This is a genomic window from Burkholderia sp. Bmkn7 (assembly GCF_041103175.1).
Classification (GTDB): domain Bacteria; phylum Pseudomonadota; class Gammaproteobacteria; order Burkholderiales; family Burkholderiaceae; genus Burkholderia; species Burkholderia cepacia.
Window position 1 is genome coordinate 2,586,039 of sequence record NZ_JBGCUH010000002.1, and the last position, 24,775, is coordinate 2,610,813.

Sequence of the window (24,775 nt, forward strand, 5' to 3'; positions counted from 1 at the left end):
CTTCGCTCCGCCCGCAACGCGCGAAAAACGGGACACGATCACCCCGCCCGCCCCCGATTCAGCAGACGTTTACCGGGGGAACCCCCAAGTGCTTCGTCGAACGTGTCCGCGTTACGCTTGTGCGACGAGGAGACGAACCATGAGACGAGCCGTACATATCGCTGTTTTCGCGCTGCTGGCATACCTCATCGGCGATCGCGCGATCCTGCATGCGCAGGGCCGCGACACCAGCCCGCTCGCATGCGAACAGGGCGCCGCGCAAGTGAAGGTCGACGCGCTCGGCCGCGGCTTCGGCGAAGCAGCGGCCAGCAGCCAGGGCGAGGCATTCATGTCGGGCTGTCTGGTGACGGGGCGCGGCAACCAGGACGTCGCGCTGGCGAACCGCTGACGTGCATTCGCCGACGCTCCGGCCGGGCTCGGGTCGCGACGGCTGAACCGGAGGAGCCGCGCACGCCCTCATCCCTTCCCGCTTGTTTCGATCGATATCGCGACTTGCCGCGACGCAGGTCACGTTCAGGACGGCGGTCATGCCGAACGCCCGCACGTGGCCTGCATCGTCGCGTGGAAGACACGTCGACATCCGCTCGATCGGGGCGTTCCTGCCGTATGGCATGCCCCCGTCGATCAACCGGTCGAATGTCCGGCCGCCGCGTCGAGACTCCGTTTCATCTGCAACGACACCCCACCCAACGATGAGCCATCCGCACACCGAGTTGATCCAGCGCTTCTACACGGCGTTCCAGCAGCGCGACATCGACGCGATGCTCGCCTGCTATGCCGATGACGTCGTCTTCAGCGATCCCGCGTTCGGCGAGCTGCGCGGCGACCTCGCACGCGACATGTGGCGCATGCTGGTCGCGCGTGCGCAGGACTTTTCCTTGACGTTCAGCGACGTCGCCGCGGATCAGCAGGCCGGGCGCGCCGAATGGATCGCCCATTACCGGTTCACCACGACCGGCCGGATGGTGGTCAACCGGATTAACGCGCGGTTCCGGTTTCGCGACGGGCGCATCGTCGAACATCGCGACAGCTTCGACCTGTGGCGCTGGGCGCGTCAGGCGCTTGGACTGAAAGGCGCACTGCTCGGCTGGACGCCTTTCGTGCAACGCGCGATCCGCGCACAGGCGCGGAAGAACCTCGACGCGTATCGCGCGCGGCGGAATTAGCTCGCGCACCGTCATGGCTTCATCGTCGCGTTGATCAGGTCGTACGTCATGTCCGGCAGAACGCCGTCCGGATTCCGGAGACCGTGCTCGCGATACCAGCTTTCGTCGGCTTCGGGATGCGGGCCGACGAGCCCGACACGCCCTTTGCCGTAGCGATAGGTCGCGGCTGCGATGTCGCGGTTCGGATAGATCGCCAGCACGGCCGCGCCGGGGGCGGCCGGGAGCATCGCGCCGTCCTGGAAGTAGATCCAGCGTTTTTTCCCGCGCCATACCACCGGCGTCACCGTGTCCGCGATACCGTGAAGCGTCGAGCGCGGCCGGTCGACCTCCGAGTCGATCTGGCCCGCGACCAGCCCGAAACCCGGGTCGCCCGCCAGGTAGGCGCCCATGCAGATGCCCAGATAGCGCCCGCCGTTCGACACGTATTGACGCACGGCCTCGATCGAGGCTTTCCCGATGCTGGCCGCCGCGCCGGGGATGTCCTGCCCGCCGCCGGGCTGGACATACAGCGCGGCGCCGGACAGGACGGCAGGCGTGATCCGGCGTTTTTCCGCCGGCCCGACGTAAAGCACCCGGAACTTGTGCTCCGATTCCCGCAGGCGCCTCGCAATCGTCTCGGGGCAACCGTCGCATGCGGCCGGGCCGCGATAGACCAGTGCGACGGGGTGGCTGTCGAAGCCGCGCGTTTCGTCGTCGGCCGCCGCCGCATGAACGAGCGACGACGCGACGAGCGACAGGACAACGAAAATCGATTCTCTGGATCGCATGTTCCGGATTGACGGGACTCGAGGGTTCGCGGCCGGCCGTTCACGACGAAGCGACCGGCACGCGCCAATGCCGCCGTGTTTTGAAATCTCGCTGAAAGGCACGTGAAATACAGCGTAGGCGCCCGAAAGCGGTATGTGTGTACCGTTTCCTGTGTGCTTGTACAGAAATGTGCACCGCCGGCTTCCGTGCTTCCGTGCTTCCGGGTTTCGTAACCAGTAACGCCCCCGCGCGGGCCGCAGCCTCTGGCGCCCCTTGCCTGTTCACACGACAGCGGCCGGCGCCGCAACGCGGGCGACCCGGCGCAGACGGACGCCCCCCCGGATCCCGCTCACGCACACCGCCGCCCCCGCTTCTCCCATCAACAGTCGGGACACCCGAGACACCTCGCCCGCAGGCATGCCCCGGCGCGCCGCCGAAGCACATCCGCAATCACCGGCTCCCCCGCGCCCCCCACACTTTCCCGCCCCCAAGTCTCAACTCTTATATAAGACATAAGACATTTGACGTTACGGATCATTGAGATTAGAATCCCGCTCAAAGCAGTGCCTGGAACAGCCCCGGAGTGCCGGCAAGGCCTTCCCCTCAAACGCAATATCAGCAGGTCTCCCCATGCTTGAAAACTTTCGTGCTCACGTGGCCGCCCGCGCCGCGCTCGGTATTCCTCCCCTGCCGCTGACGGCTCAGCAGACCGCCGAACTGGTGGAACTGCTGACCAACCCGCCCGCCGGCGAAGAGCAGACGCTCGTCGACCTGATCACCCATCGCGTGCCGGCCGGCGTCGACGAAGCCGCCCGCGTGAAGGCCGGCTTCCTGGCCGCCGTGGCCAAGGGCGAGACCGCCTGCCCGCTGATCTCGCGCGAACGCGCGACCGAACTGCTCGGCACGATGCTGGGCGGCTACAACATCCAGCCGCTGATCGAGCTGCTGTCCGACGAGGCCGTCGCTGCCGTCGCCGCTGACGCACTGAAGAAAACCCTGCTGATGTTCGACCAGTTCCATGACGTCAAGGAACTCGCCGACAAGGGCAACGCGCACGCGAAGGCCGTGCTGCAAAGCTGGGCCGACGCCGAATGGTTCACGAGCCGTCCGGAAGTGCCGGAAAGCCTGACCATCACCGTGTTCAAGGTCACGGGCGAAACCAACACCGACGACCTGTCGCCGGCCCCGGACGCCACCACCCGCCCGGACATCCCGATGCACGCGCTGGCGATGCTGAAGAACGCACGCCCGGGCATCACGCCGGAAGAAGACGGCAAGCGCGGCCCGGTCAAGTTCATCGAATCGCTGAAGGAAAAGGGTCACCTGGTCGCCTACGTCGGCGACGTGGTCGGCACCGGCTCCTCGCGCAAGTCGGCCACCAACTCGGTGCTGTGGTTCACCGGCGAAGACATCCCGTTCGTGCCGAACAAGCGCTTTGGCGGCGTGTGCCTCGGCGGCAAGATCGCCCCGATCTTCTACAACACGATGGAAGACGCCGGCGCACTGCCGATCGAGCTCGACGTGTCGCAGATGGAAATGGGCGACGTGGTCGAACTGCGCCCGTACGAAGGCAAGGCGCTGAAGGACGGCAAGGTCATCGCCGAATTCCAGGTGAAGTCGGACGTGCTGTTCGACGAAGTGCGCGCCGGCGGCCGCATTCCTCTGATCATCGGCCGCGGCCTGACCGCGAAGGCACGTGAAGCGCTGGGCCTCGCGCCGTCGACGCTGTTCCGCCTGCCGCACCAGCCGGCCGACAGCGGCAAGGGCTTCTCGCTCGCGCAGAAGATGGTCGGCCGCGCATGCGGTCTGCCGGAAGGCCAGGGCGTGCGCCCGGGCACGTACTGCGAACCGAAGATGACCTCGGTCGGCTCGCAGGACACCACGGGCCCGATGACCCGCGACGAACTGAAGGATCTCGCCTGCCTCGGCTTCTCGGCCGACCTCGTGATGCAGTCGTTCTGCCACACCGCCGCATATCCGAAGCCGGTCGACGTGAAGACGCACCAGACGCTGCCGAACTTCATCAGCACGCGCGGCGGCATCGCGCTGCGCCCGGGCGACGGCGTGATCCACTCGTGGCTGAACCGCATGCTGCTGCCCGACACCGTCGGCACCGGCGGCGATTCGCACACGCGTTTCCCGATCGGCATCAGCTTCCCGGCAGGTTCGGGCCTGGTCGCGTTCGCGGCCGCCACCGGCACGATGCCGCTGGACATGCCGGAATCGGTGCTGGTCCGCTTCAAGGGCAAGATGCAGCCGGGCGTCACGCTGCGTGACCTCGTCAACGCAATCCCGCTGTACGCGATCAAGCAAGGCATGCTGACGGTCGCCAAGCAAGGCAAGAAGAACATCTTCTCGGGCCGCATCCTCGAAATCGAAGGCCTGCCCGACCTGAAGGTCGAGCAAGCGTTCGAGCTGTCGGATGCGTCGGCCGAGCGTTCGGCCGCCGGTTGCTCGGTGCGCCTGAACAAGGAACCGATCATCGAGTACCTGAACAGCAACATCACGCTGCTGAAGTGGATGATCGCGCAGGGCTACCAGGATCCGCGCAGCCTGCAGCGCCGTATCGCGGCGATGGAGCAGTGGCTGGCCGACCCGCAACTGCTGTCGCCGGATGCCGACGCCGAGTACGCGGCCGTCATCGAGATCGACCTCGCCGACATCCACGAGCCGATCGTCGCCTGCCCGAACGACCCGGACGACGTGAAGACGCTGTCGGACGTCGCCGGCGCCAAGATCGACGAAGTGTTCATCGGCTCGTGCATGACCAACATCGGTCACTTCCGCGCCGCGTCGAAGCTGCTCGAAGGCAAGCGCGACATCCCGGTCAAGCTGTGGGTCGCGCCGCCGACCAAGATGGACCAGAAGCAACTGACGGAAGAAGGCCACTACGGCGTGTTCGGCACGGCCGGCGCACGGACCGAAATGCCGGGCTGCTCGCTGTGCATGGGTAACCAGGCTCAGGTGCGCGAAGGCGCGACGGTCATGTCGACGTCGACCCGCAACTTCCCGAACCGTCTCGGCAAGAACACGAACGTGTATCTCGGCTCCGCTGAACTGGCGGCCATCTGCTCGCGCCTGGGCAAGATCCCGACCAAGGAAGAGTACATGGCCGACATGGGCGTGCTCACCGCCAATGGCGACAAGATCTACCAGTACATGAACTTCGACCAGATCGAGGACTTCAAGGAAGTGGCCGACACCGTGCAGGTGTAAGCACGCAGTCGGGCTGCGGCGGGTGGTCGACGTCGCAGCGCACTGGAAGGCGCCGCGGGCCGAAAGGCCGCGGCGCTTTTTTTATGCGGCGAGAAACGGACGCAGCGATCGATGCATGGTCGCATTCATAGGGTGTCGCCGCCCGGCTCGCGACGGATCACCAGTTCGTTGAAGCCGGTGCCCGCGTCGGGCTCGCGCGAGAAGCGATGCGCGGGCAGCAGCGCGAGCAGGATCTCGGCCGTCGTGCGCACCACACAGCCGCTCGCAACATGGCCGCCGGTCACGCGGCCGGCCGCATCGGAAATCGACATATGCAGGTGCGCGCCGTCCGGCGACACCGAGCCGGCCAGCGTCAGGATTTCGAGGTCGCCGCGCAGCTCGGTCGGCTGATCGACGCCGGCGAAGCGCAACTGCGCGACGCTCAGGCTGCCGATGCCCTGGATCACGAAGGCCGCATGCGCTTCATGCTGGTGTAGCGCTGCCTCGATGGCGCCGCGCAGATCGTCGCCGGGGGAAAGACGCAAAGGATGGGCTTGCATGGTCGAGAACCTGTGGGTCGATCGCGGTATCGACCCAGCGTACGTTCGTCCCGTGAATCCGGCAAGTCATCCGCGCTCGATAATCCCGCGCGTCGGTGTCTTCCCGGTGTCGTTTCATCCGATGTCGTTCGACCCCGGGCCACCCGCGCATACGGGCCCCTGCCGCATGGTTTCGCACCGGCCGCAGCGCATCGGTCTTGTTTTCCGTATGAAACACACACGCGTCCGTCTGAGAACCGCCCCTGACGTATGCAAGAATCAGTTCCTCGAGGAAATCCCTGCTTTATCGCCCCCCTTCACCGAACGTCCCGACGAATGCCCGAATGCCCGAATACGTATGAGCGGTTCCACACCCCGAGCGACGACATTGCCGCGCGGGAAGTCGCGGCGATGAGCGATGAGGAGCGTGCGCGCGCCAGGTCGGCGGGGACCGTGCATGTCCGAAGCTGGCTCGCCATTCTGATGCTGCCGGTCGTAGTCGGGCCTGTGATCCCGGTGCTCGCGTATTTGCTGGGTATGCTGGCTTACCACGGAACGATCGATCCGACCTTCGACATGGATCGTGCGGTGGACGGAACAGCCGTCACCATCATATGGGTCACGGCGCTCTTCATCGCAGCGTGGATCGGCCTGAACTGGTGCGTCGCGACGTACGGCACCCGACAGCGGTACTGGCGCGAAATGCCGTCCAACGGACATGTCGAATTGGAGCGCCATACGCTATGTTCAGCAATCGTCGTGTGGTCGGACGACTACGATCCGGAACCCCTCTACGTCGACGAATGGATCGACGGCAAGCTCAAATCCAGCAGGACCCGACTCAGGCAGTGGATCCTGGCCCGAACGTCCGTCGGTCATTGGCTGGTGCTGGATCATCGAATTGCGGCAGACAATTGGTACGCGCCGCCAACGTTCCCGTCGGAGACGAAACGATTGATCCCGCGGCGAGAATTGGCAATCGCATTTGCGCCACGCACCCATATCCGCATCGGATTGAGATGGAGTGGACCGGCGGCGCCATTGGCCGTGACATCCTATCTGCTGGCTCACGCCGAATGTGAGCGTCTGTCTGCGGCGGCTCACCACCATGCTTTTTTTCCGCCGGACCAATATGGCGTCGTCGACCCCGCCGATGCAGACTGGGTCGGGGAACTCGCCGCCAAGGCACTGGAGCGCGAAGTGCCTGTCGACGTGCCGGCCGGGCAAGCGTTGACGTAATCGTCGCGGGTCGTTTCAACGACGACTGCGGCCGCCACCGCGCGCAGGCGCCCGGCGAACAGTCCGAAAAGTACGTCAATTGGCGGCGACGGCATAATGACGGGGGTTCGACTCAAGGTCTTGTGCATGGTCTTCCGCGACGCGAGCCGCCCCAACCCGAATTCCTTTCGATGACAGCGATTCCGAACCGACGATCCCGCCTGCGCGGCGGCCTGCTTGGCCTGCTGATCGGCGACGCGCTCGGCGTGCCGTACGAATTCCACGACGCCGCTTCGATTCCGCCCCCTGCCGCGATCGACATGACCCCGCCGCCGGGCTTCGCTCGCGCGCACGACGGCGTACCGCCCGGCACCTGGAGCGACGACGGTGCACAGGCGCTCGCGCTGCTCGACGCACTGCTGCGCGAGCGCGACCTGAATCTCGATACGTTCGCCGGCAACCTGCTGGACTGGTTTCATCGCGGCGCATTCACGCCGGACGGCCGCGTATTCGACGTCGGCCTGCAGACGCAACGCGCATTCCATGCGCTGGCGACCGGCGCCGCGCCCGCAGCGGCCGGGCCCAGCGACGAGCGCGACAACGGCAACGGCTCGCTGATGCGCTGCTTCCCCGTCGTGATGGTCGCCGCGTCCTATGACGACGCGATCCGGCTCGCGCACGAGCAGAGCGTCGTCACGCATGGGCACGTGCGTTCGCAGCTTTGCTGCGCGCTCTATTGCCTGACGGCGCTGGGGATCGTCGATGGCCAGCCCGCGCCCGATGCGGTGCGCGCAGCCGAGGACGAACTGCTCGCGCGCTACGAAGGCACGGCCGACGAAATCGAACTGAAGATCGTGCTCGACGGCCGCTTCGACGCGCCGCAAGGATCGGGTTACGTGGTAGACAGTTTCTGGTCGGCGATCCATTGCCTGCTGTCGACGGGCAGCTACGAGGACTGCGTGAAGCGCGCGATCGCGCTCGGCAACGACACGGATACGACGGCAGCCATCGCCGGCGGCCTCGCCGGCGTGCTGTACGGCGAACGGGCGTTGCCCGACCGATGGGTCGCGACGCTGCGCGGGAAAGACAAGGTCGAGGGCTGGCTCGCACAGTTGTGAATACAACCTCATCGGCCGGCCATCGAATCGAGCCTGGCAGGCCGAGCCCGATTGCGCCATGCAATTGCATCAACGCATGCGCGATCGTCTCCGCCGCGAAATACACCGCCGCCGCAGCATCAGCCGCGATCGCTCGCCAGCAACCCGTACAGCGCGCTGTCCGACACTTCGTCACCGACGATCCAGCGTTCGCGCAGCAACCCTTCCCGCGCGAAGCCGAGCCGTTCGAGCAGCCGCGCCGACGCGACGTTGCGCGGATCGATATCGGCTTCGATCCGGTTCAGCCGCAGCGTGCCAAACGCGTGATCGATCACGGCCGACGCCGCCTCGCGCATGTAGCCGCCGCGCCAGTACCGGCGCCGCAGGCTGAAGCCGATCTCGGCACGCCGGCATTGCTCGTTCGCATGGAACAGCACGCATTCGCCGAGTGCTTCGCCGGTTTCCCGCAGTTCGAGCACGCAGATCAGGTCCTGCCCGCTCGCGGACGTGTTCAGGTTGCGCGTGACGCGCTCGACGGCCTGTTCGATGTGCGTCATCGGCGAGAACGAGAAATAGCGCATCGCTTCCGCATCCGACCAGATCTCGAAGAAGGCGTGCGCGTCGGCTTCGCGCAGCGGCCGCAGGACGAGGCGGGATGTTTCCAGCGTGACGGGTTCGAACAGGGGCATGACGACACTCGATCGAAAAACGGGAGCGTGAATTAGAACACGCAAGCCTCGAGTCGGCCATGCCAACGTCACCGCGAAAAACAAAAAGCCCGGGCATCGCCCGGGCCTGCGCACGTCATCTGTTACCGCCGGCCGCGCTTACGCTTCGAGCGCTTCGAGCACCTTCCCCTTCGTCTCGATCCCGACGAAGTGCACGGTCACCGCCGCGATCAGCGGCACGATGCCGATCAGGTAGAACGCGGGCGCGAGATTCCCGCCGATGATCGCGTGCGGCACCACCATCGGCGCGACGAACGACGCGATCTTCAGCCACGCGCTGCCGAGCCCGCAGCCCGACGCGCGAATGCTCGTCGGATACTGCTCCGGCGTATAGACGTACGCGGTGATGAACCCCGACGCCATCAACCCGAGCGACAGCGAGCAGAAGATCGAGACGACATACACCGACGACGCGTGATAGACACCCGCGAACGCCAGCGACAGCGCGCACAGCACGAACGACCACACGATCACCGGCTTGCGGCCGAGCTTGTCGACGAGCAGCGCCGACGCCAGCGACCCGAGCACACCCATCACCGAGCCGATCACCGCGAGGTTCAGCGCGAGCTGCAGCGGCGCGTGATAGAAGTTCTTGTAGATCGTCGGCAGCCACGTCGACAGCCCGTACTGGATGAACCCGCAGGTCGCCCACAACGTCGCCACCGCGAGCGTGCGCTTGCGATACGCGGCGCTGAACAGGTCGCTCATCCGGCGCTTCGGGTGCTGGCGCACCATCTCGTCGAACGCGGCCACCTGCGTGACGGGCGGCAGCTCGCCACGCACCGACGCTTCGAACGCGCTCGTCGCCCGCCCGGCTTCCGCGAGCCGCCCGCGCGACGCGAGCCAGCGCGGCGATTCCGGCACGAGGCGCGTCAGCACGAGCGACAGGATCAGCGGCAGCCCGCCGACGAAGTACATGATCTCCCAGCCGAAGCGCGGCACGAGCCACGCACCGAGTGCCATCGACACGAGCAGGCCGATCGGGAACACGATCTCGTACAGCAGCACGAAGCGGCCGCGGCCATGTGCGCGCGTGATCTCGTTGATGTACGTCGCGGCGACCGGCAGCTCGCCGCCCAGCCCCAGGCCCTGCAGGATCCGCAGCAGCACGAAGATCTCGAACGTCGGCGCGAAGCCGCACGCGATGCTCGTGATGCCGATCACGGCCGAGCTCCACGCGATCGCCTTCACGCGGCCGTGCTTCTCCGCCAGCGCAGGAAACAGGAACGCGCCGATCAGCTGGCCGATCGCGCCGGACGCGATCAGCAGGCCGATCTGCGTCGGCGACAGCCCCCATTTGTGGATCAGCAGCGGCAGCGTGGCCGCGATCGTGATCACGTCGAAGCCGTCGAAGAACGTCGCGGTGCCGATCAGCACGCGGGCGCGGATCTGCATTGCGTTGGCCGGAAGCCGCTCGAGCCGCGCGATGATCGCGCCGGGCGTGGAGGCGGCAGCTTCCATCGTGGCGCGACCGGCCACGACATTGTCGAAAGTGCTCATGCGGGGGATCTCCTGGGTTTCGTCGCCCGGTCAGGCCAGTGTCTTGCTCGTGTCTGCCAGCGCTTCCGTATCCACTGCCCGGCCCTGGTTCATCCACTTGCGCGCGAGCTTCAGCTCACGCGCGTTGTTCACGGCGATGACACCTCTCACATGCCCTTCGCCCACGAAAAACAGCGTCGCGCGTCGCGCGGCAAGCTCGCCGCGCACGACGAGCTGCGCATCGGCCGGCAGATCGCCGAGGATCTGCAGGTTCACGTCGTACTGATCCGACCAGAACCACGGAATCTCCGCGTACGGTGCGCGCACGCCCAGCACGGCCTTCGCGGCCGAGATCGCCTGGTTCTGCGCATTGGCCCACGATTCGAGCCGCACGCGCCGTTTCAGCCAGCCGTTGTGATGGTTCGCGACGTCGCCGCACGCGAAGATCGCCGGGTCGCTCGTCGCACCGAATTCGTCGACGACGATGCCGTCGTCGATCGCCAGCCCCGCGTCGCTCGCGAGCGATGCGTTCAGCGCGAGGCCGATGCCGGCCACCGCGAAATCGGCGTCGATCGTCGTGCCGTCGGCGAGCGTCGCGCGTACCTTCGACGCATCGTCCGGCTGTGCGTCGAGCGACGCGAGCGCCGCGCCGAGCCGTACGTCGACGCCGTTCGCGCGATGCAGGTCGAGCAGGAAATCCGACACGATCTGCGGCACCGAGCGGCCGCACAGCCGCGGCGCGCCTTCGACCACGACCGCCTCGACGCCGAGCTTGCGCGCGGTCGCCGCGACTTCGAGGCCGATCCAGCCGCCGCCGATCACGAGCACGCGCCGGCTCGCGCGCAGCTTCTCGCCGAGTGCGGCCGCTTCGTCGAGCGTGCGCAGGTAATGCAGGTTCGGCGTCTTCACGATCGCGTCCGGCAGGCGGCGCGACGTGCCGCCGGTCGCGATCACGAGGCGGTCGTATTCGATCTCGCTGCCGCTTTCGGTACGCACCACGCGGCGCGCACGGTCGATCGACGCGGCGCGTTCCGGCTGCCACGCCTCGACGTTCAGCGCATCGAACTCGTCGGGACGCACGACGCGCACGGTTTCGATGTCGGCGTCGCCGGCCAGCACGGCCTTCGACAGCGGCGGCCGCTCGTACGGCAGATGCGGCTCGTCGGCGATCATCACGAGACGGCCCGCAAAACCTTCCGCGCGCAGCGTCTTCAGCACCCAGCCGGCGGCCTGGCCGCCGCCGATCACGACGACCGTGCCCGGCGCGGCGTGCGCCTGTGCGTTCTCTTCGCTCACGATTTGCGCTCCGTCATGAACTTGCCTTCCGGCGCCTTCGCGTGCTTCTGCCGGCGCGTGTTGCCGTCGAGGCCGCCGTCGACGGCCCATTCGGCGAATACGGTCGGGCCCGGTTCGAATTCGCGCGGCTGCCATTCGGGCGTCAGCATGTCTTCGTCCGCGTAATACTCGATCAGGCCGCCCGCCGGGTTCTGGAAGTACCAGAAGTACGCGGACGACACCGGATGACGACCCGGGCCGAGTTGCGTTTCCCAGCCGCAGCGGTCGATGTGCAGGCCGCCGCCGAATACTTCGTGGATGTCGCGCACGGTGAACGCGACGTGGTTCAGGCCGCGTTTGCCGTTCGGCAGCGCGAGCAGGAACAGGTCGTGGTGGCCGCCGTGCGGCGCGCAGCGCATGAACGCGCCGCGGCCCGGGTAGCGGTCCGACGTCTCGAAGCCCAGCAGCTCGTGATAGAACTTTTCCTGCGCGTCGAGGCAGTTCGTGAAGAACACGACATGCCCGACCTCGACCGGCTCCGCACGCGCGTAGATCGGGCTCGGCTGGTCGACGCGCAGCGTCCGGCCCCACACGTTCGACGGCGAACCCGTGATGTCGAGTGGGCGCTTGCGCGTGACTTCGATGCGGATCGCCATCCCGTTCGGGTCGGTGCAACCGAACGCATCCTTCCGCGCATAAAAGCCGGGCTGGCCTGCAAACTTCCCGCGCAGCGCGTCGAGTTCCTGCTGCGTCGCGACGCCCCACGTGACTTGACGCAGCGTCGGGCCTGCTTCGAACGCGGGCGGCAGCGCCGGGTCGTCGGCCTTGACGACCAGCACGGTGCAGCCGTTCAGCGTCTCGAAGCGCGCCTGCGTGTCGTCGTGCTCGACTTCCTTCAGCCCCCAGTCGGCGAAAAAGCGCCGGCAGGTGGCGAGATCGTCGACCCCGTACGTGATCTGCTCGATTCCCAGAATGCTCATTGCGTTTTTCCCCTTCGCTCAGTTCGCCCACGGCAACGGCGCGTCGTTCAAGCCCCAGTAGAGGCTCTTCTGCTGCATGTACTCGCGGATGCCGAGACGCCCCTTCTCGCGGCCCATCCCGCTCTCCTTCCAGCCCGAGAACGGCGTGGAGATCGAGAACAGCTTGTACGTGTTGATCCAGACGGTGCCCGTCTCCAGCGCGCGCGCGATGCGCCACGCGCGCTTGTAGTCACGCGTCCAGATGCCGGCGGCCAGGCCGAACACGCTGTCGTTCGCCTGCGCGATCAGCGACGCCTCGTCGTCGAACGGCATCGCGACGAGCACGGGGCCGAAGATTTCCTCCTGGCAGATGCGCGCGCTGTTCGGCAGGCCTTCGAGAATCGTCGGCTGATAGAAGAAGCCGTTCTCGCGACCGTCGCCCGACGGCCGCTCGCCGCCGCACAGCAGGCGGCCGCCTTCCTCGAGGCCGAGCGCCACGTAGCGCTCCACCGACTCGCGATGCTTCGCGGTGATCAGCGGCCCCATCTGCGTGTCGGCGCGCGTCGGGTCGCCCACGCGCAGCTTGCGTGCGCCCGCGACCAGGCGCTGCATGAATTCGTCGTACACCGCGCGCTGCACGAACAGCCGCGAACCCGCGATGCACGCTTCGCCCGACGAGCTGAAGATGCCGTACAGCACGCCGTTCACTGCATGATCGAGATCGGCGTCGTCGCATACGATCGTCGGCGACTTGCCACCGAGTTCGAGCGACACGGGCATCAGCTTTTCCGCCGCGATGCGCGCGATGCCGCGGCCCACTTCCGTGCCGCCCGTGAACGACACCTTCTTCACGAGCGGATGGCGCACGAGCACGTCGCCGATCACCGAGCCCTTGCCCGGCAGCACGCTCAGCACGCCCTTCGGCACGCCGGCTTCCTCGCAGATGCGGGCCAGCGCGAGCGACACGAGCGGCGTGACCTCGGCCGGCTTGAGCACCACCGCGTTGCCGCCGGCGAGCGCCGGCGCGAGCTTCTGCGCATCGGACGCGATCGGCGAATTCCACGGCGTGATCGCCGCGATCACGCCGATCGGCTCGTGCACGCTCATCGTCAGGTAGTCGCCGCGCGACGGCGTCAGTTCCTCGTCGAGCGTTTCGAGGCACGCCGCGAAATAGCGGAACGTGTTCGCCGCGCTCGCCACCAGCACGCGCGTCTCGCCGATCGGCTTGCCGTTGTCGCGACGCTGCAGGTTCGCAAGCGCCTCGTGGCGCTGCATGATCAGGTCGGCGATGCGGTACAGCACCTGCGCGCGCAGGTGCGGCTTCAGCCCGGCCCAGTCGGCGCGGCGCCAGGCGGCGTCGGCGGCCACGACGGCTTCGGCCGCGTCTTCCGCGTTCGCCGTCGACACCTCCATGTTCAGCGACTGGTCGGCCGGATAGATGCTCGCGTAAGGCGCGCCACGGCCGCGCCGCCACTCGCCGCCGATCAGGATGTTGCCGTCGGGCACGAGGCTCGTATCGAAAGGAGTCATGTCACAAGTCCCACAAATCTGTCTCTGCACGTCCGCCCTCGCGGTGGCGCGGGCGGACATTCAATGGCCCGGTCAGATCACGCAGCGGGCCGCGCGGTTGCGCAGCGCGCGGATCGCGCTGTACGCCGTCAGCGCGGACGTCTTCGGGTTGTCGGGCAACGGCTTGCCGCTCATTTCCAGCGACATCTCGCCGAATGCGCCGCGCGCGGTGATGCGGTGCACGTTGCGCTCGACCGCCGGATCGGCGATCAGGCGCACGTGCGTCGCGTCGAGGCCGAGGCCCGCGAGCGCCACGGTGGCCGCGACGTTCGCGTTCTTCGGATACAGGCGCGCGGCGTCGCGCGCGGTGCCTTCGAAGATCACCTTCGCCTCGCTCATCGCGCGCAGGTCGCACATCTCCTCGGCGGGCGTGCCGAGCCAGCCGAGCGGCGGCTTGCGGCCCACGTACAGCACTTCGTCGAGGCCGCCCTGCTTCGCGGAGGCCAGCGCGTCGATGCCGCCGATCGCGCCGGACAGCAGCGTGACCGTCGCGTCGCCTTCGTCGGCCGCCTGCGCGAGCACGTCGAGCAGCGCGAGGTCGGACAGCGCGCCGATCGACGCGACCGCGCAGTCGGTGCCGGCCTTCAGCAGCGGCACGACGTGATCGACGAGCGCGCTGTGGCCCGCGCATTCGAGCGCGAACTCGGGGCGGCGGGCCAGTGCGTCGACCGACGACACGACCTCCACCGCGCCGCCCAGCACGCCCTGCACCGCCGCGCGCTGGTGTTCCGGCACGATCACGTGCGCGACGCGCAGCGACGCATCGTGCTCGACCGCGTGGTACACGGCCGCGCCGATCGCACCGAAGCCGATCATCGCGACATCGACGGGGGCGTGGGCCCGCTTTTGCCCGTTAAGCATACTGGCGCTCCGTCGGCGCTTCTTTCTTCACCGGCGGGCCCGCGAACTGCGATGCGAACGAGCCGACCGACAGCATGTCGACCTCGACCATCACCGGCCCTTCCTTGGCCATCCCTTCGCGCACGATCGCCTCGGCGTCGTCGAGTGACGTGATCCGGTAATGCGTGAGGCCGAAGCTCGCGCAGAACTGCGCGAAATCGGGCTGGTGCAGCTGCACGAAGCAGCGGCGGCCGCCGTAGTGCGCGTCCTGGATGTTGCGGATCACGCCGTAGCATTGGTCGTTCATCAGCACGATCATCACGTTCGCGTTTTCCTGGACGGCCGTCACGAGCTCCCCGACGTTGACCATCAGGCCGCCGTCGCCGACCAGGCAGACCGTCTTCGCCGCCGCGCCCGCGAGCGCCGCGCCGATGCCCATCTGGATGCCCTGGCCGATGCCGCCGCCGAGCGCATGCACGCCCGAGCGCGGCTCGAAGATCTTCAGCAGGCGGTTGCCCCACGTGCTGTTCGAGATCGTCACGTCGCGCACCCAGTTGTAGTCGCGGCCGACCGCACCCTGCAGCGTGTCGACCAGCTTCTTGTACGGCCCGAGGCCCTTCGACACGTCGGCCACCGCCTGCTCGCGGGCTGCCGCGAGATCGGCCGCGAACTGCGGATCGACCGACAGGCGGCCTTCGAGCCGGTCGGCCAGCTCGGCCAGCACGCGCTTCGAATCGCCATGTACGAACAGCTCGTTGCGATAGCCGCGGTTGTCGGCGAGTGCGTCGGCATCGATGCGGAACAGCGGCTGCGGCAGCGCAAGCTTGTACTTCAGCGTTTCGTTGCCGCGCAGGCGCGAACCGACGACGACGAGCGCATCGCAGGTCTTGTAGAACGCTTCGACGGACGCGTGCACGTTGAACGCGCCGAGCGTCGCCGGGTGATCCTCCGGCAGCACGCCACGGCCCTGCACGCTCGTCACGACGCCGAAGCCGAGCTTCACGAGGCGCTCGACTTCCGCACGTGCATGGCGCGCGCCGCCGCCGAGCCACAGCAGCGGACGGCGCTTCGCCGCGAGGGCATCGGCGAGCTTCGCGACGCGTGCGGAATCGTGCTCGCGCACCGCGACGTGCGCCGGTGCGAGGTCTTCCGGCCATTCGATTTCAGCTGCCTGGATGTCGATCGGAATCTCGACCGACACCGGGCCCGTCGGCGCCGTCTGCGCGATGCGCACGGCTTCGCGGATCGTCGGCAGCACGGTTTCGACGGTGCGCACGCGGAAGGCGGCCTTCGAGATCGAGTCCAGCATCGACAGTTGATCCGGCGCTTCGTGGATATACGCGAGATCCTGGTCGAGATACGGCGTCTCGATCTGCCCCGTGACGTGCAGCAGCGCGGTGCCTGCCGTCAGCGCCTCGACCATCGCGCCCGCCGCGTTGCCTGCCGCCGTCCCCGTGCTCGTGAACGCGACGCCGAGGCCGCCCGACACGCGGGCCAGGCCGTCGGCCATGTTCAATGCGCCGGCTTCGCCGCGTGCGCCGACGTACCGGATGTTGCCGCGCGAGTTGATCGCGTCGAGGATCGGCATGTTGTGGATCGAGATGACACCGAATGCGGTCTTCACGCCGCACTGCTCGAGAAAGGCGGCAATCAGCTCGCCAACCGTGGTTTTTTCAGACATGGCGTGCAAAGCCTCCAGAAACGTCGATATGGCTGCCCGTCGTGTAGGACGACAGATGCGTTGCGAGATAAAAAAGTGCCCAGGCTGCCTCGTCGGGCTTGCCGAAGCGGTTCAGCGGAATGTGCTTCGTGCGGGCGATCGCGCCCGTCCAGTCCTCCCAGCTTTCGCCGGCCTGCGCCTGCGCTTCGTAACGGCGGCGCCACTGGCCCGACTCGACGATGCCGATCAGGATCGAGTTCACGCGGATGCGCTGCGGCGCGAGTTCGTTCGCGAGCGACTTCACGAGGCTCAGCACGCCCGCGCGCGCCGACGACGTCGCGACCATGTGCGGCTCCGGCTGCAGCGCGAGCAGCGAGTTCACGCAGGTGATCGTCGGCGCCTGCGCATCGCGCAGCAGCGGCAGGAACGCGCGCGTCGGGCGGATGATGCTGAAATACTTCAGTTCGAGCTCGTCGCGCCACGCGTCGTCGGTCGTGTCCGCGAAGGTCGACACGCGACCCTGGCCGGCGTTGTTGACCAGCATGTCGGCGCGGCCGAAGCGTGCGGACACCGCTTGCGCGAACGCGGCGACGTCATGCTCGTCGAGCACGTTGCAGCGCGCGGCGAGCAGTTGAGCGCCCGGGTATTTTTCGTCGAGCATCGCCTCGGCGCGCGCCAGGCGCTCGCCGTCGCGGCCGCAAATCGCGACCGATGCGCCTGCCTGCAGGAACCGTTCGGCGGTCGCGAGGCCGATGCCGGACGAACCGCCCGTCACCACCGCCACCTGCCCGGTCAGATCGATCTGGATCATCGGAGTCCTAATGCTTTCATAAACGTGTGCTCGTCATCCGAGCGGTAATTGAGCCGCCGCGACAGTTCCGCCGCCGCGCGCTGCACCTTGTCGATCAGCCCGTCCGCGATCAGCGCCGCGTCGATTTCCGGACGCGGCACCGTCACCGTGATGCACGCGACGATCTTCTGCGTCTCGTTGCGCACCGGCGCCGTGACCACCGAGATGCCGCGCTCGAACGACGAATTGCTGACGCCGTAGCCGCGCAGCGCATCCTCGCGGATCACTTCGTACAGCGCGTCGACCGTTTCCGGTGTCGCGTTCGTCATCCGGTTCAGCGTGCCTTCCGGATACAGCGAGCGCAGCTCCTTCAGCGACAGGTCGCCCATCAGCACGTGGCCGTGCGTCGTCGCATGCGCGGGCAAGCGCGTGCCGACGTTCACGCGGATCGAGCTGAACACCGGCGACTGGCTCTGCGCCTTCGCGACGAACACCACGTCTCGGCCATCACGGATCACGATGTGCGTCGTGAAGCCGGTGGCGTCGCGCAGGCTCTCGATCACGGGCAGGCCGAGATCGGTCAGCTCCAGCGAGCTCAGGTATTCGAAGCCGAGCCGCAGCACGGCGATGCCGAGCTTGTAGTTGCGATCCTTGTCCGCGCGCTCGAGAAAGCCGAGCGATTCGAGTGTCTGCAGCAGGCGGAACACCGTCGTGCGCGGAATGCCGAGCCGCTTCGACAGCTCCGGCGCACCGAGCACGGGCTCGCGCGGCGAGAATTCGGCGAGGATTCGCAGCCCGCGTTCGAGGCCGGGCACCACGTAGCTGGCTTCGGCCTTGTCGTTTTCGGGTTCGGGTCGTTGCAGCGGTTCGTTCATGCCGGCCCCCGCTGTTGGTCGCACTGACGGCAGAACGAGTCGATCAGCGCGGAATAGACGGCCGGCGCCTCGACATAACCGGCATGACCGGCTTGCGGAATCACCTGCAGCCCGACGTGCGCGGCCGCGGCGATCCGCTCGCACGCGGCGGGCGGCGTGATCGCGTCGTTCGCGCCGACGGCCACGGCCGTGCGGCCGCGAAAGCCGGCGAGATCGGCCGCAAGATCGGCGTTCGCAAGCAGATGCGTGGCCTGCGCATAGCCGGCCGGCACGATGCGCGCCATGTTCCAGCGCACCCACGCACGTGCGTCCTCGTTCGCGAAACCGGACAGCATGTTGCCGCTGCGCTGTTCGGCGAGCCCGGCCGGGCCGAGTTCGGCGAGCATCGCGAGCCGCGCGTCGCGGCGCGATTCGCGCGTTTCGGCCGGTGCGCTGCCGTAGCCGCCCGCGGGCGACACCAGCAGCAGGCCGGCGATCCGCGCGGGCATCACGCGGGCGAGACCGCCCGCGACGATCGCGCCGAGCGAATGGCCGACCAGCACACAGCGTTCGATGCCGAGTGCCTCGAGCCACGCGTTCAGCGATGCCGCGTAATCGGCGGCGCCCGGCGACGCGCCGTGCACGGGCGTCGACACGCCGTAACCGGGCGCGTCCCACGCGAGCACGCGCCGCGATGCGCCGAGCGTGTCGAGCTGGCTGACCCACGATGCGGCGCCCGAGCCGATGCCGTGCAGCAGCACGACGGGCAGCGCGCGGCCCGCATGCTGCGCGCCCGCCTCACGGTAACCGATCGTGCCCGCCGCGCCGGCCGCGCAACGCTGCTCGGGAAACTGCCCGAGCAGCGCGGCGAACGCCGCGGTGCGGTCGCGCTCGCGTTTGTCGATGACACTCATTGCTTCACCCGTCCCGTCTCAGCGCTTGATCTTCGCGAGCGGCGAATCGGGCGGATACGTCGGCGTGACCGGCTTCGGCGAACCGAGCATCACGCACATCAGCGCATCTTCCTCGCCGATGTTGATTTCCGTGCGATACACGCCCGGCGGCACCGAGATCAGGTCGCGCTCGCCGAGGATCGCTTCCCACGTCTCGCCATCGCGCTCGCAGATCACCTTCATCTTGCCGCGCAGCACGAAGAAGATTTCCTCGACGTCGATATGGATGTGGCTCGGGCCGATGTTGCCGGCCGGGATGACCATCGTCGAGAACGTGAAGTTGCCGGCCGGCACCGTGTTGACGTCCTTCGCGACGCCCGTGCCGCCCGTGCCGACGTAGCGCATCTGCGCGCGGCGGTACTTCGGGTCGTAGTCGGCCTGGAACTTCAGTGCGTCCCAGTCGTAGCGCCGCGTCGCGTAGCGAGCAACGCGCCCTTCCATCCAGTCGTTGAAGCTTGCGCCTTCCGGCTGGTCCCACGACTTGCGTTCGAGATCGGCGTCCGCCATCGTCCTCTCCTTCATCAGAGTGAAAACTTCAATTCAATTCATTACGAAGCCGCCGTTCACCGGCAGCAATTGACCCGTCACGAAGCGCGCGCCGTCCGACAGCAGGAACAGCACGGGGCCCGTCACGTCGTCGGGCACCTGCGCGCGCGTCAGCGCACGGCCCTGCATGTAGAACGCGTGGCGCTCGGCCGGCACGTAGGCGGTCGCCTCGACTTCCGTCAGCCCCGGCGCGATCGCATTGACCGTCACGCCGTGCACGCCGAATTCGCGTGCCTGCGCATGCGTCATCGCGATCACCGCGCCCTTGCTCGCGACGTACGCGAGCAGCTTCGGCGCACCCCACAGCGCGGTGTCCGATGCGAGGTTCACGATCGCGCCGCGCCCCGACTGCGCGAGGTGCGGCAACGCCGCATTGCTGACGAGCCACACGCCGCGCACGTTCACGTTCATCACGGCGTCCCAGGTCGACACGTCGAGCTCCGTCGACAATTTGCCGCCCGAGTTCGTGATCGCCGCGTTGTTGATCAGCGCGTCGATGCCGCCGAGCGCCGCCGCGCCCTGCGCGACGAATGCATCGACACTCGCCGGATCGGCCAGGTCGAGCGTGAAGAAAAACGCGGTGTGGCCGGCTTGCGTGAGCTGCGCGGCCAGCGCGCGGCCTTCTTCGGCGAGCACGTCGCCGAACGCGACCTGCGCACCCGCCGCAACCAGCGCCTTCACGAACGCCGCGCCCAGCCCGCGCGCGCCGCCCGTGACGAGCACGCGGCGCCCCGGCAGCGACACGACCGGAGCGCGCTCAGCCATGCGAGGGCTCCGCCGCGGCCTGCGCCGCACGATGCGCGTCGAGCGCGGAAAGATGCTCCTGCGCACGCTGGCGCAGCATCCGGCGCACGCGCGTGATGCCGACGTCGTGCTGGTACAGGTATTCGTGATCGCGCGCGTGCGGCGCGAGGCTTTCGAGGACGTAGCGGTCCTGCTCGAGCACGTCCCAGTGCAGGCCCTCGAGGCGGTTGCGGTACATGAATCGCCACACGTCGCGCTGCCAGCCGCTGACCTTGCGCGTGCGCCAGAAATAGACCTGGCAGTTGTCGCCGTCGACCGGCGTCGCGAAGCCGATGATCCCGAAGTTGCCGCCGGGGCCGAACTTCTGCTTGTACGGAATCGCGAGGCGCATCCACAGGCAGCCGGTTTCGCCGAGCTCGACCCAGTCGAAATTCACGTCGCGCTGGCCGATCTTCTCGAACATCAGGCCCGTTTCCGTCTTGCGCACGCGCATGTCGGCCTGCTTGTCGCCTTCGGCCATCGAGTGCGACGTCGCGTGCAGGTACGCGCCGTGCATCGGGTCCATCACGTTGTCGATCGCGTACTGGTAATTGCACTTCCAGTTCGACACGCACAGGAAGTGGCCGTACTCGTCGGCGACCAGTTCCTCGGGCAGGTTCAGCGGCGCCGGCTCGCCGTGCGCTTCATCGCCGAACCACAGGAAGATCGCGCCGGCCTTCTCCTCGACCGGATACGACTTCACGCACTTCGTGCCTTCGAGCGGACAGTTCGACACGGCCGGCACGCGGTTGACCGTGCCGCCGCCGTCGACTTCGATGCCGTGATACCAGCACGCGATGTTGCCGCCGAGGTTCCAGCCGAGCGACAGGCGTGCGCCGCGGTGCGGGCAGCGATCTTCGAGTGCGTGAACCTTGCCCTCGTGATCGCGCCACAGCACGATCTGCTCGGACAGGCGCGTGAGGCCGACGGGTGCGTTCGACACCTGCCAGCTCGGCGCGACGGGATACCAGTAGTTCTTGATGCCGCGGTCGAGATAGTCACGGACCGGGTCGTGTTGGACTGCGTGTTGTACAGGGGACGTCATCAGTGTGCTCCGGATGCGGTTGTCGGGTCGGCGCTCAGGCGCTCACGCGCGCGGCGCGGTCGCTGCGCTCATTCCGCCAGCGCGGCCATTTCGGCGCGGAAACGCTCAGGTGTCCAAACCGTGCCGTCCGGCGCGCGAAAGCCGATGCGGTTCAGGCCCGCGACGACATCGTCCAGCTCGGTCGCGCCGGCTTCGAACACGCGCTCGAGCGCATCGCCGAGGTCGTTTTCGTACTGGGTCGGGGCGGCCTTGCGGTTCTGCCAGACCTGGTTCTCGGCCTGGCCGGGGATCTCGATCTGCCCCTTGCCCGCGACGTTGTTCGGCTGCGGCGCCACCCACGGCTTGAGGAAGGGATTGAAGTTGACGGTCGCTTCTTTCATCGGTTACTCCACCTTGATCTGGATTTCCTCGCCGGCAAGGCGCACCGCGTACTGCTTCAGCGCGCGCCCGCCCGGACCCTTCAGGCATTCGCCCGTCCTGATGTCGAACACGGCCTCGTGCAGCGGGCACTCGACCGTGCCTTCGTCGACGAACCCCTGCGTCAGCAGCGCGTACGCATGCGGGCACACGTTCTCGAGCGCATACACGTCGTCGCCGACGCGGTAGATCCCGATTTCGACGCCGTCGGTCCGCTTGAACTCGATCGGCGTGTCTTCCGACAGCGCGCCGGCGTGCCCGGCGCAAACCCATTGTTCAGACATCTCACACCCTTCCTTCTGATCGACTCTCGGTTTGTTCCGATTTGTTCCATACCCGGAACAGCAGTTTATGGATGGTGATTATAGGAGCGACTTTTCACGAGTAAAACAAAAAGCTGCACGCCCTAGGGAAAACACCGACCATCGCGTCGGCAGTCACTTCCGCCTGCCTTGCCAAATGTAATTTTTTGTTGTGTATCGGGCATTTACGGCCTTTTTTCGGACGTCGTGCACCGCAACCGGGCACCGGCACGAATTCCATCCGTCCCGAAAAAATTATTTTTGATACGGCGCTCGACGCCCCTATACTCCATTCCATCAGAGGCACATTGTTCCTTGTATGGAACATAAAAAATGCCCGCTCGATGGCGAAGACGCGCAACGGCAGGCCGTTCCCGCGCAGGCCGCCACGGCACGTTTTCATCAGGTTGGAGATTCAGGAGATCAAATGGTCAAGCATGCGGTAGCAGCAACAGTGATCGGATTGGGCGCCGTGTCGGGCGCGTGGGCGCAGAGCAGCGTGGTGCTGTACGGCAGCATGGATGCGGGGGTCGCGTACGTGAACAACGTCGGCGGCCATGCGAAATGGGCGATGATCCAGGGCAATACGCAGCCCGACCGGTGGGGCCTGAAGGGCAAGGAAGACCTCGGCGACGGCCTGTCGGCGATCTTCCAGCTCGAAAACGGCTTCTATACGAACAACGGCCAGTTCGCGACCGCGAATACGATCTGGAACCGCGCGGCCTTCGTCGGCCTCAGCTCGGAACGCTACGGCACGCTGACGCTCGGTCGCCAGACGCCGCTGTCGTTCGACTATCTCGATCCGCTCAGCACGGCCTACCTCGCGATGAGCTGGTATGCGTTCCACCCCGGCAACATCGACGGGCTCGCCGCGACCGGCAACGTGCCGTACAACAACGCGGTCAAGTATCGTTCGCCGACCTTCGCGGGCTTCTCGGCCGCGGCGACGATGGCGCTCGGCAACACGACGAACTTCTCGACCGGCAAGTCGGTCGGCGTCGCGCTGAACTATGCGAACGGGCCGTTCAAGGCGTCGGCCGTGTACTCGAACGAGCACGACCGCTCGATCCTGATCAGCACCACCGGCATCACGTCCTTCCAGGGGCAGAACACCGCGAACGGCTATATCGCGAACAAGGTCGAGAACATCGGCGCGGGCGCGTCCTATCAGTTCGGCGACTTCCTCGTACATGGCCTGTACACGCGCACGAAAATGCAGTCGAACGGCTATTCGGACACCTTCCAGAGCTACGACGCGGGTGTGAACTATCGCAGCAGCGCGTTCAACACGATCGCGGGCGGCGCGGCAACCACGACGCTGGCCGGCCGCCGCTGGACGCAGGTCGAACTCGGCGACATCTATTCGCTGTCGAAGCGCACGCAGCTTTATGCGAACGTGCTGTACGAGCACGGTTCGGGCGGCGCAAAGGCCGCGTTCTTCACGGCCGGCGTGTCGAGCACCGCGAACCAGGTGGTCGTGCTCACCGGGATCCACCACTCGTTCTGAACGGCGCCAGGCAGCCGGTGCCTGAAACGAAACGAGGGGCCCGCGGGCCCCTCGTTTTTTTGATTGCGGTGCCGCGTGCGGCGGCCCGCCCGACAAGTCGGCGTCAGAACATCGCGACCTTGTGGCGCGCGTGCGCGAACGTCGGGTCGCTTTCGAGCGGACGATAGTTCAGGCGCTGGGACAGATCGACCGCCGCGCCGCACACGGCTTCGACGAGCCGTTCCTTCTCGCCGGCCTCGCCGATCTCCGAGCGCGGCACCGTCGCGGTGATCGCCGCGACGATCGAGCCCGAATGATCGCGCACGGGCGCCGTGACCGCCGAAATGCCGCTCTCGAATGCCGCCTCGCTGACCGCATAACCGAGCCGCGCGTAATGGCGCACGCGCTCGTACAGTTCGTCGACGGTGCCCGGCGTGCGCTCGGTGAACTGTTCGAGTTTCTTCTCCGGATAGAGCTGGCGCAGTGCGTCGCGCGTCAGGTCGCCCATCAACACGTGGCCGTGCACGGTCGCATGCGCGGGCAGGCGCGTGCCGACGTGCACCTTCACCGAACCGAACATCGACGCGTTGCTCTGCGCCTTCGCGACGAACACGACGTCGCGCTGGTCGCGGATCAGCAGATGCGTCGACAGGCCCGTCGTATCGCGCAGCCGCTCGAGCACGGGCGTGCCGAGATCGGTCAGTTCAAGCGAATTCAGGTATTCGAAACCGAGCCGCAGTACGCCGACGCCCAGCCGGAAATAACGGTCGCCGTTCACGCGCTCGAGGAAACCGAGCGCTTCGAGCGTCTGCAGCAGGCGGAACGTGGTCGTGCGCGGAATGCCGATGCGCTTCGACAACTCGGGCGCGCCGAGCACGGGCTCGCGCGCGGAGAATTCGGCGAGGATCCGCAGCCCGCGTTCGAGCCCCGGCACCAGGTAGGACGATGCGCCGCCGGACGATTCGTCGTCGCCGGGCGCCGCGGATTCAGGCGCGTCGCTCATCGTTGTCTTGGCCATGTGGACATGGACGGAAGGAAATCAATCACGAAACGGGTCATGGATCGTCGTGGGCAGGCGGCCATGCGAACCCGGCGCGCACGCGGGCTCGCACCCGCGTGAATCGCCG

The 24,775-nt window shown here is 67.1% G+C and carries 25 protein-coding genes; 6 read left to right on the plus strand and 19 right to left on the minus strand.

Features of this window, described 5'->3' with window-relative positions; genetic code table 11:
• Positions 1 to 139: 139 nt before the first annotated feature.
• Positions 140 to 388: a hypothetical protein gene (locus AB3K92_RS17425; RefSeq protein ID WP_021161497.1), complete on the plus strand. Its 249-nt coding sequence runs from the start codon at positions 140 to 142 to the stop codon at positions 386 to 388.
• Positions 389 to 692: 304 nt separating this feature from the next.
• Positions 693 to 1,166, plus strand: a complete 474-nt coding sequence (locus tag AB3K92_RS17430) for a nuclear transport factor 2 family protein (protein ID WP_059484814.1) — start codon at positions 693 to 695, stop codon at positions 1,164 to 1,166.
• An 11-nt stretch (positions 1,167 to 1,177) separates the two neighbouring features.
• Here the strand turns inward: AB3K92_RS17430 and AB3K92_RS17435 are convergent, their stop codons facing one another.
• Entirely contained in the window at positions 1,178 to 1,933 is a 756-nt protein-coding gene (locus AB3K92_RS17435; protein WP_369465501.1) for a BPL-N domain-containing protein, read from the minus strand.
• Positions 1,934 to 2,543: 610 nt separating this feature from the next.
• Here AB3K92_RS17435 and acnB point away from each other — a divergent pair.
• Entirely contained in the window at positions 2,544 to 5,129 is a 2,586-nt protein-coding gene (gene acnB, locus AB3K92_RS17440; protein ID WP_048022625.1) for a bifunctional aconitate hydratase 2/2-methylisocitrate dehydratase, read from the plus strand.
• A 125-nt stretch (positions 5,130 to 5,254) separates the two neighbouring features.
• On the opposite strand, the gene AB3K92_RS17445 is transcribed toward acnB, so the two are convergent.
• On the minus strand, positions 5,255 to 5,668 hold the full coding sequence (locus AB3K92_RS17445) for a PPC domain-containing DNA-binding protein (RefSeq protein WP_059497028.1): 414 nt from the start codon (positions 5,666 to 5,668) through the stop codon (positions 5,255 to 5,257).
• A 315-nt stretch (positions 5,669 to 5,983) separates the two neighbouring features.
• On the opposite strand from AB3K92_RS17445, the gene AB3K92_RS17450 reads away from it, so the two are divergent.
• Both AB3K92_RS17450 and AB3K92_RS17455 read left to right on the plus strand, forming a co-directional pair.
• Positions 5,984 to 6,886 carry a hypothetical protein gene (locus AB3K92_RS17450; RefSeq protein ID WP_369465502.1) on the plus strand — a complete coding sequence of 301 codons (903 nt, stop codon included), beginning with the start codon at positions 5,984 to 5,986 and terminating at the stop codon, positions 6,884 to 6,886.
• 170 nt (positions 6,887 to 7,056) lie between these two features.
• On the plus strand, positions 7,057 to 7,983 hold the full coding sequence (locus AB3K92_RS17455; RefSeq protein WP_369465503.1) for an ADP-ribosylglycohydrolase family protein: 927 nt from the start codon (positions 7,057 to 7,059) through the stop codon (positions 7,981 to 7,983).
• Between the two features lie 119 nt (positions 7,984 to 8,102).
• On the opposite strand, the gene AB3K92_RS17460 is transcribed toward AB3K92_RS17455, so the two are convergent.
• From AB3K92_RS17460 to AB3K92_RS17535, 16 genes are all read right to left on the minus strand, one after another.
• Entirely contained in the window at positions 8,103 to 8,651 is a 549-nt protein-coding gene (locus AB3K92_RS17460; RefSeq protein ID WP_048022628.1) for a GNAT family N-acetyltransferase, read from the minus strand.
• Between the two features lie 138 nt (positions 8,652 to 8,789).
• Positions 8,790 to 10,190, minus strand: a complete 1,401-nt coding sequence (locus tag AB3K92_RS17465; protein WP_048022629.1) for an MFS transporter — start codon at positions 10,188 to 10,190, stop codon at positions 8,790 to 8,792.
• 30 nt (positions 10,191 to 10,220) lie between these two features.
• The gene (locus AB3K92_RS17470; RefSeq protein ID WP_369465504.1) at positions 10,221 to 11,465 is read right to left on the minus strand and encodes an NAD(P)/FAD-dependent oxidoreductase; all 1,245 of its coding nucleotides are present in this window, start codon (positions 11,463 to 11,465) and stop codon (positions 10,221 to 10,223) included.
• The gene (locus AB3K92_RS17475; protein WP_369465505.1) at positions 11,462 to 12,424 is read right to left on the minus strand and encodes a VOC family protein; all 963 of its coding nucleotides are present in this window, start codon (positions 12,422 to 12,424) and stop codon (positions 11,462 to 11,464) included. The genes AB3K92_RS17470 and AB3K92_RS17475 overlap by 4 nt, the downstream gene beginning before the upstream one ends.
• Before the next feature lie 18 nt (positions 12,425 to 12,442).
• Entirely contained in the window at positions 12,443 to 13,933 is a 1,491-nt protein-coding gene (locus tag AB3K92_RS17480) for an aldehyde dehydrogenase (RefSeq protein WP_059484807.1), read from the minus strand.
• A gap of 72 nt (positions 13,934 to 14,005) precedes the next feature.
• Entirely contained in the window at positions 14,006 to 14,833 is an 828-nt protein-coding gene (locus AB3K92_RS17485; RefSeq protein WP_021161508.1) for an aspartate dehydrogenase, read from the minus strand.
• Positions 14,826 to 16,493 (minus strand): thiamine pyrophosphate-binding protein, encoded by a 1,668-nt coding sequence (locus AB3K92_RS17490; protein ID WP_369465506.1) that lies wholly within the window; start codon positions 16,491 to 16,493, stop codon positions 14,826 to 14,828. Before AB3K92_RS17490 ends, AB3K92_RS17485 begins: the two co-directional genes overlap by 8 nt.
• Entirely contained in the window at positions 16,486 to 17,283 is a 798-nt protein-coding gene (locus AB3K92_RS17495; RefSeq protein WP_059484804.1) for an SDR family oxidoreductase, read from the minus strand. The genes AB3K92_RS17490 and AB3K92_RS17495 overlap by 8 nt, the downstream gene beginning before the upstream one ends.
• The gene (locus AB3K92_RS17500) at positions 17,280 to 18,137 is read right to left on the minus strand and encodes an IclR family transcriptional regulator (protein ID WP_059497041.1); all 858 of its coding nucleotides are present in this window, start codon (positions 18,135 to 18,137) and stop codon (positions 17,280 to 17,282) included. Before AB3K92_RS17500 ends, AB3K92_RS17495 begins: the two co-directional genes overlap by 4 nt.
• A complete protein-coding gene (locus tag AB3K92_RS17505) occupies positions 18,134 to 19,030 on the minus strand; it encodes an alpha/beta fold hydrolase (RefSeq protein WP_369465507.1) in 897 nt (298 codons plus the stop codon). Before AB3K92_RS17505 ends, AB3K92_RS17500 begins: the two co-directional genes overlap by 4 nt.
• 18 nt (positions 19,031 to 19,048) lie before the next feature.
• Positions 19,049 to 19,576, minus strand: coding sequence for a cupin domain-containing protein (locus AB3K92_RS17510; protein ID WP_021161513.1), 528 nt, complete (start codon positions 19,574 to 19,576; stop codon positions 19,049 to 19,051).
• A gap of 33 nt (positions 19,577 to 19,609) precedes the next feature.
• The gene (locus AB3K92_RS17515; RefSeq protein ID WP_059588519.1) at positions 19,610 to 20,380 is read right to left on the minus strand and encodes an SDR family oxidoreductase; all 771 of its coding nucleotides are present in this window, start codon (positions 20,378 to 20,380) and stop codon (positions 19,610 to 19,612) included.
• On the minus strand, positions 20,373 to 21,443 hold the full coding sequence (locus AB3K92_RS17520) for an aromatic ring-hydroxylating dioxygenase subunit alpha (protein ID WP_021161515.1): 1,071 nt from the start codon (positions 21,441 to 21,443) through the stop codon (positions 20,373 to 20,375). Before AB3K92_RS17520 ends, AB3K92_RS17515 begins: the two co-directional genes overlap by 8 nt.
• A 68-nt stretch (positions 21,444 to 21,511) precedes the next feature.
• Positions 21,512 to 21,823 carry a recombinase-like helix-turn-helix domain-containing protein gene (locus AB3K92_RS17525; protein ID WP_369465508.1) on the minus strand — a complete coding sequence of 104 codons (312 nt, stop codon included), beginning with the start codon at positions 21,821 to 21,823 and terminating at the stop codon, positions 21,512 to 21,514.
• A 3-nt stretch (positions 21,824 to 21,826) separates the two neighbouring features.
• Positions 21,827 to 22,144: a non-heme iron oxygenase ferredoxin subunit gene (locus AB3K92_RS17530; protein ID WP_021161517.1), complete on the minus strand. Its 318-nt coding sequence runs from the start codon at positions 22,142 to 22,144 to the stop codon at positions 21,827 to 21,829.
• Positions 22,145 to 22,238: 94 nt separating this feature from the next.
• Positions 22,239 to 22,565, minus strand: a complete 327-nt coding sequence (locus tag AB3K92_RS17535) for a hypothetical protein (protein WP_369465509.1) — start codon at positions 22,563 to 22,565, stop codon at positions 22,239 to 22,241.
• Between the two features lie 24 nt (positions 22,566 to 22,589).
• On the opposite strand from AB3K92_RS17535, the gene AB3K92_RS17540 reads away from it, so the two are divergent.
• Positions 22,590 to 23,669: a porin gene (locus tag AB3K92_RS17540; RefSeq protein ID WP_042976372.1), complete on the plus strand. Its 1,080-nt coding sequence runs from the start codon at positions 22,590 to 22,592 to the stop codon at positions 23,667 to 23,669.
• A gap of 103 nt (positions 23,670 to 23,772) precedes the next feature.
• On the opposite strand, the gene AB3K92_RS17545 is transcribed toward AB3K92_RS17540, so the two are convergent.
• Entirely contained in the window at positions 23,773 to 24,666 is an 894-nt protein-coding gene (locus tag AB3K92_RS17545; protein WP_042976374.1) for an IclR family transcriptional regulator, read from the minus strand.
• Between the last annotated feature and the right edge of the window lie 109 nt (positions 24,667 to 24,775).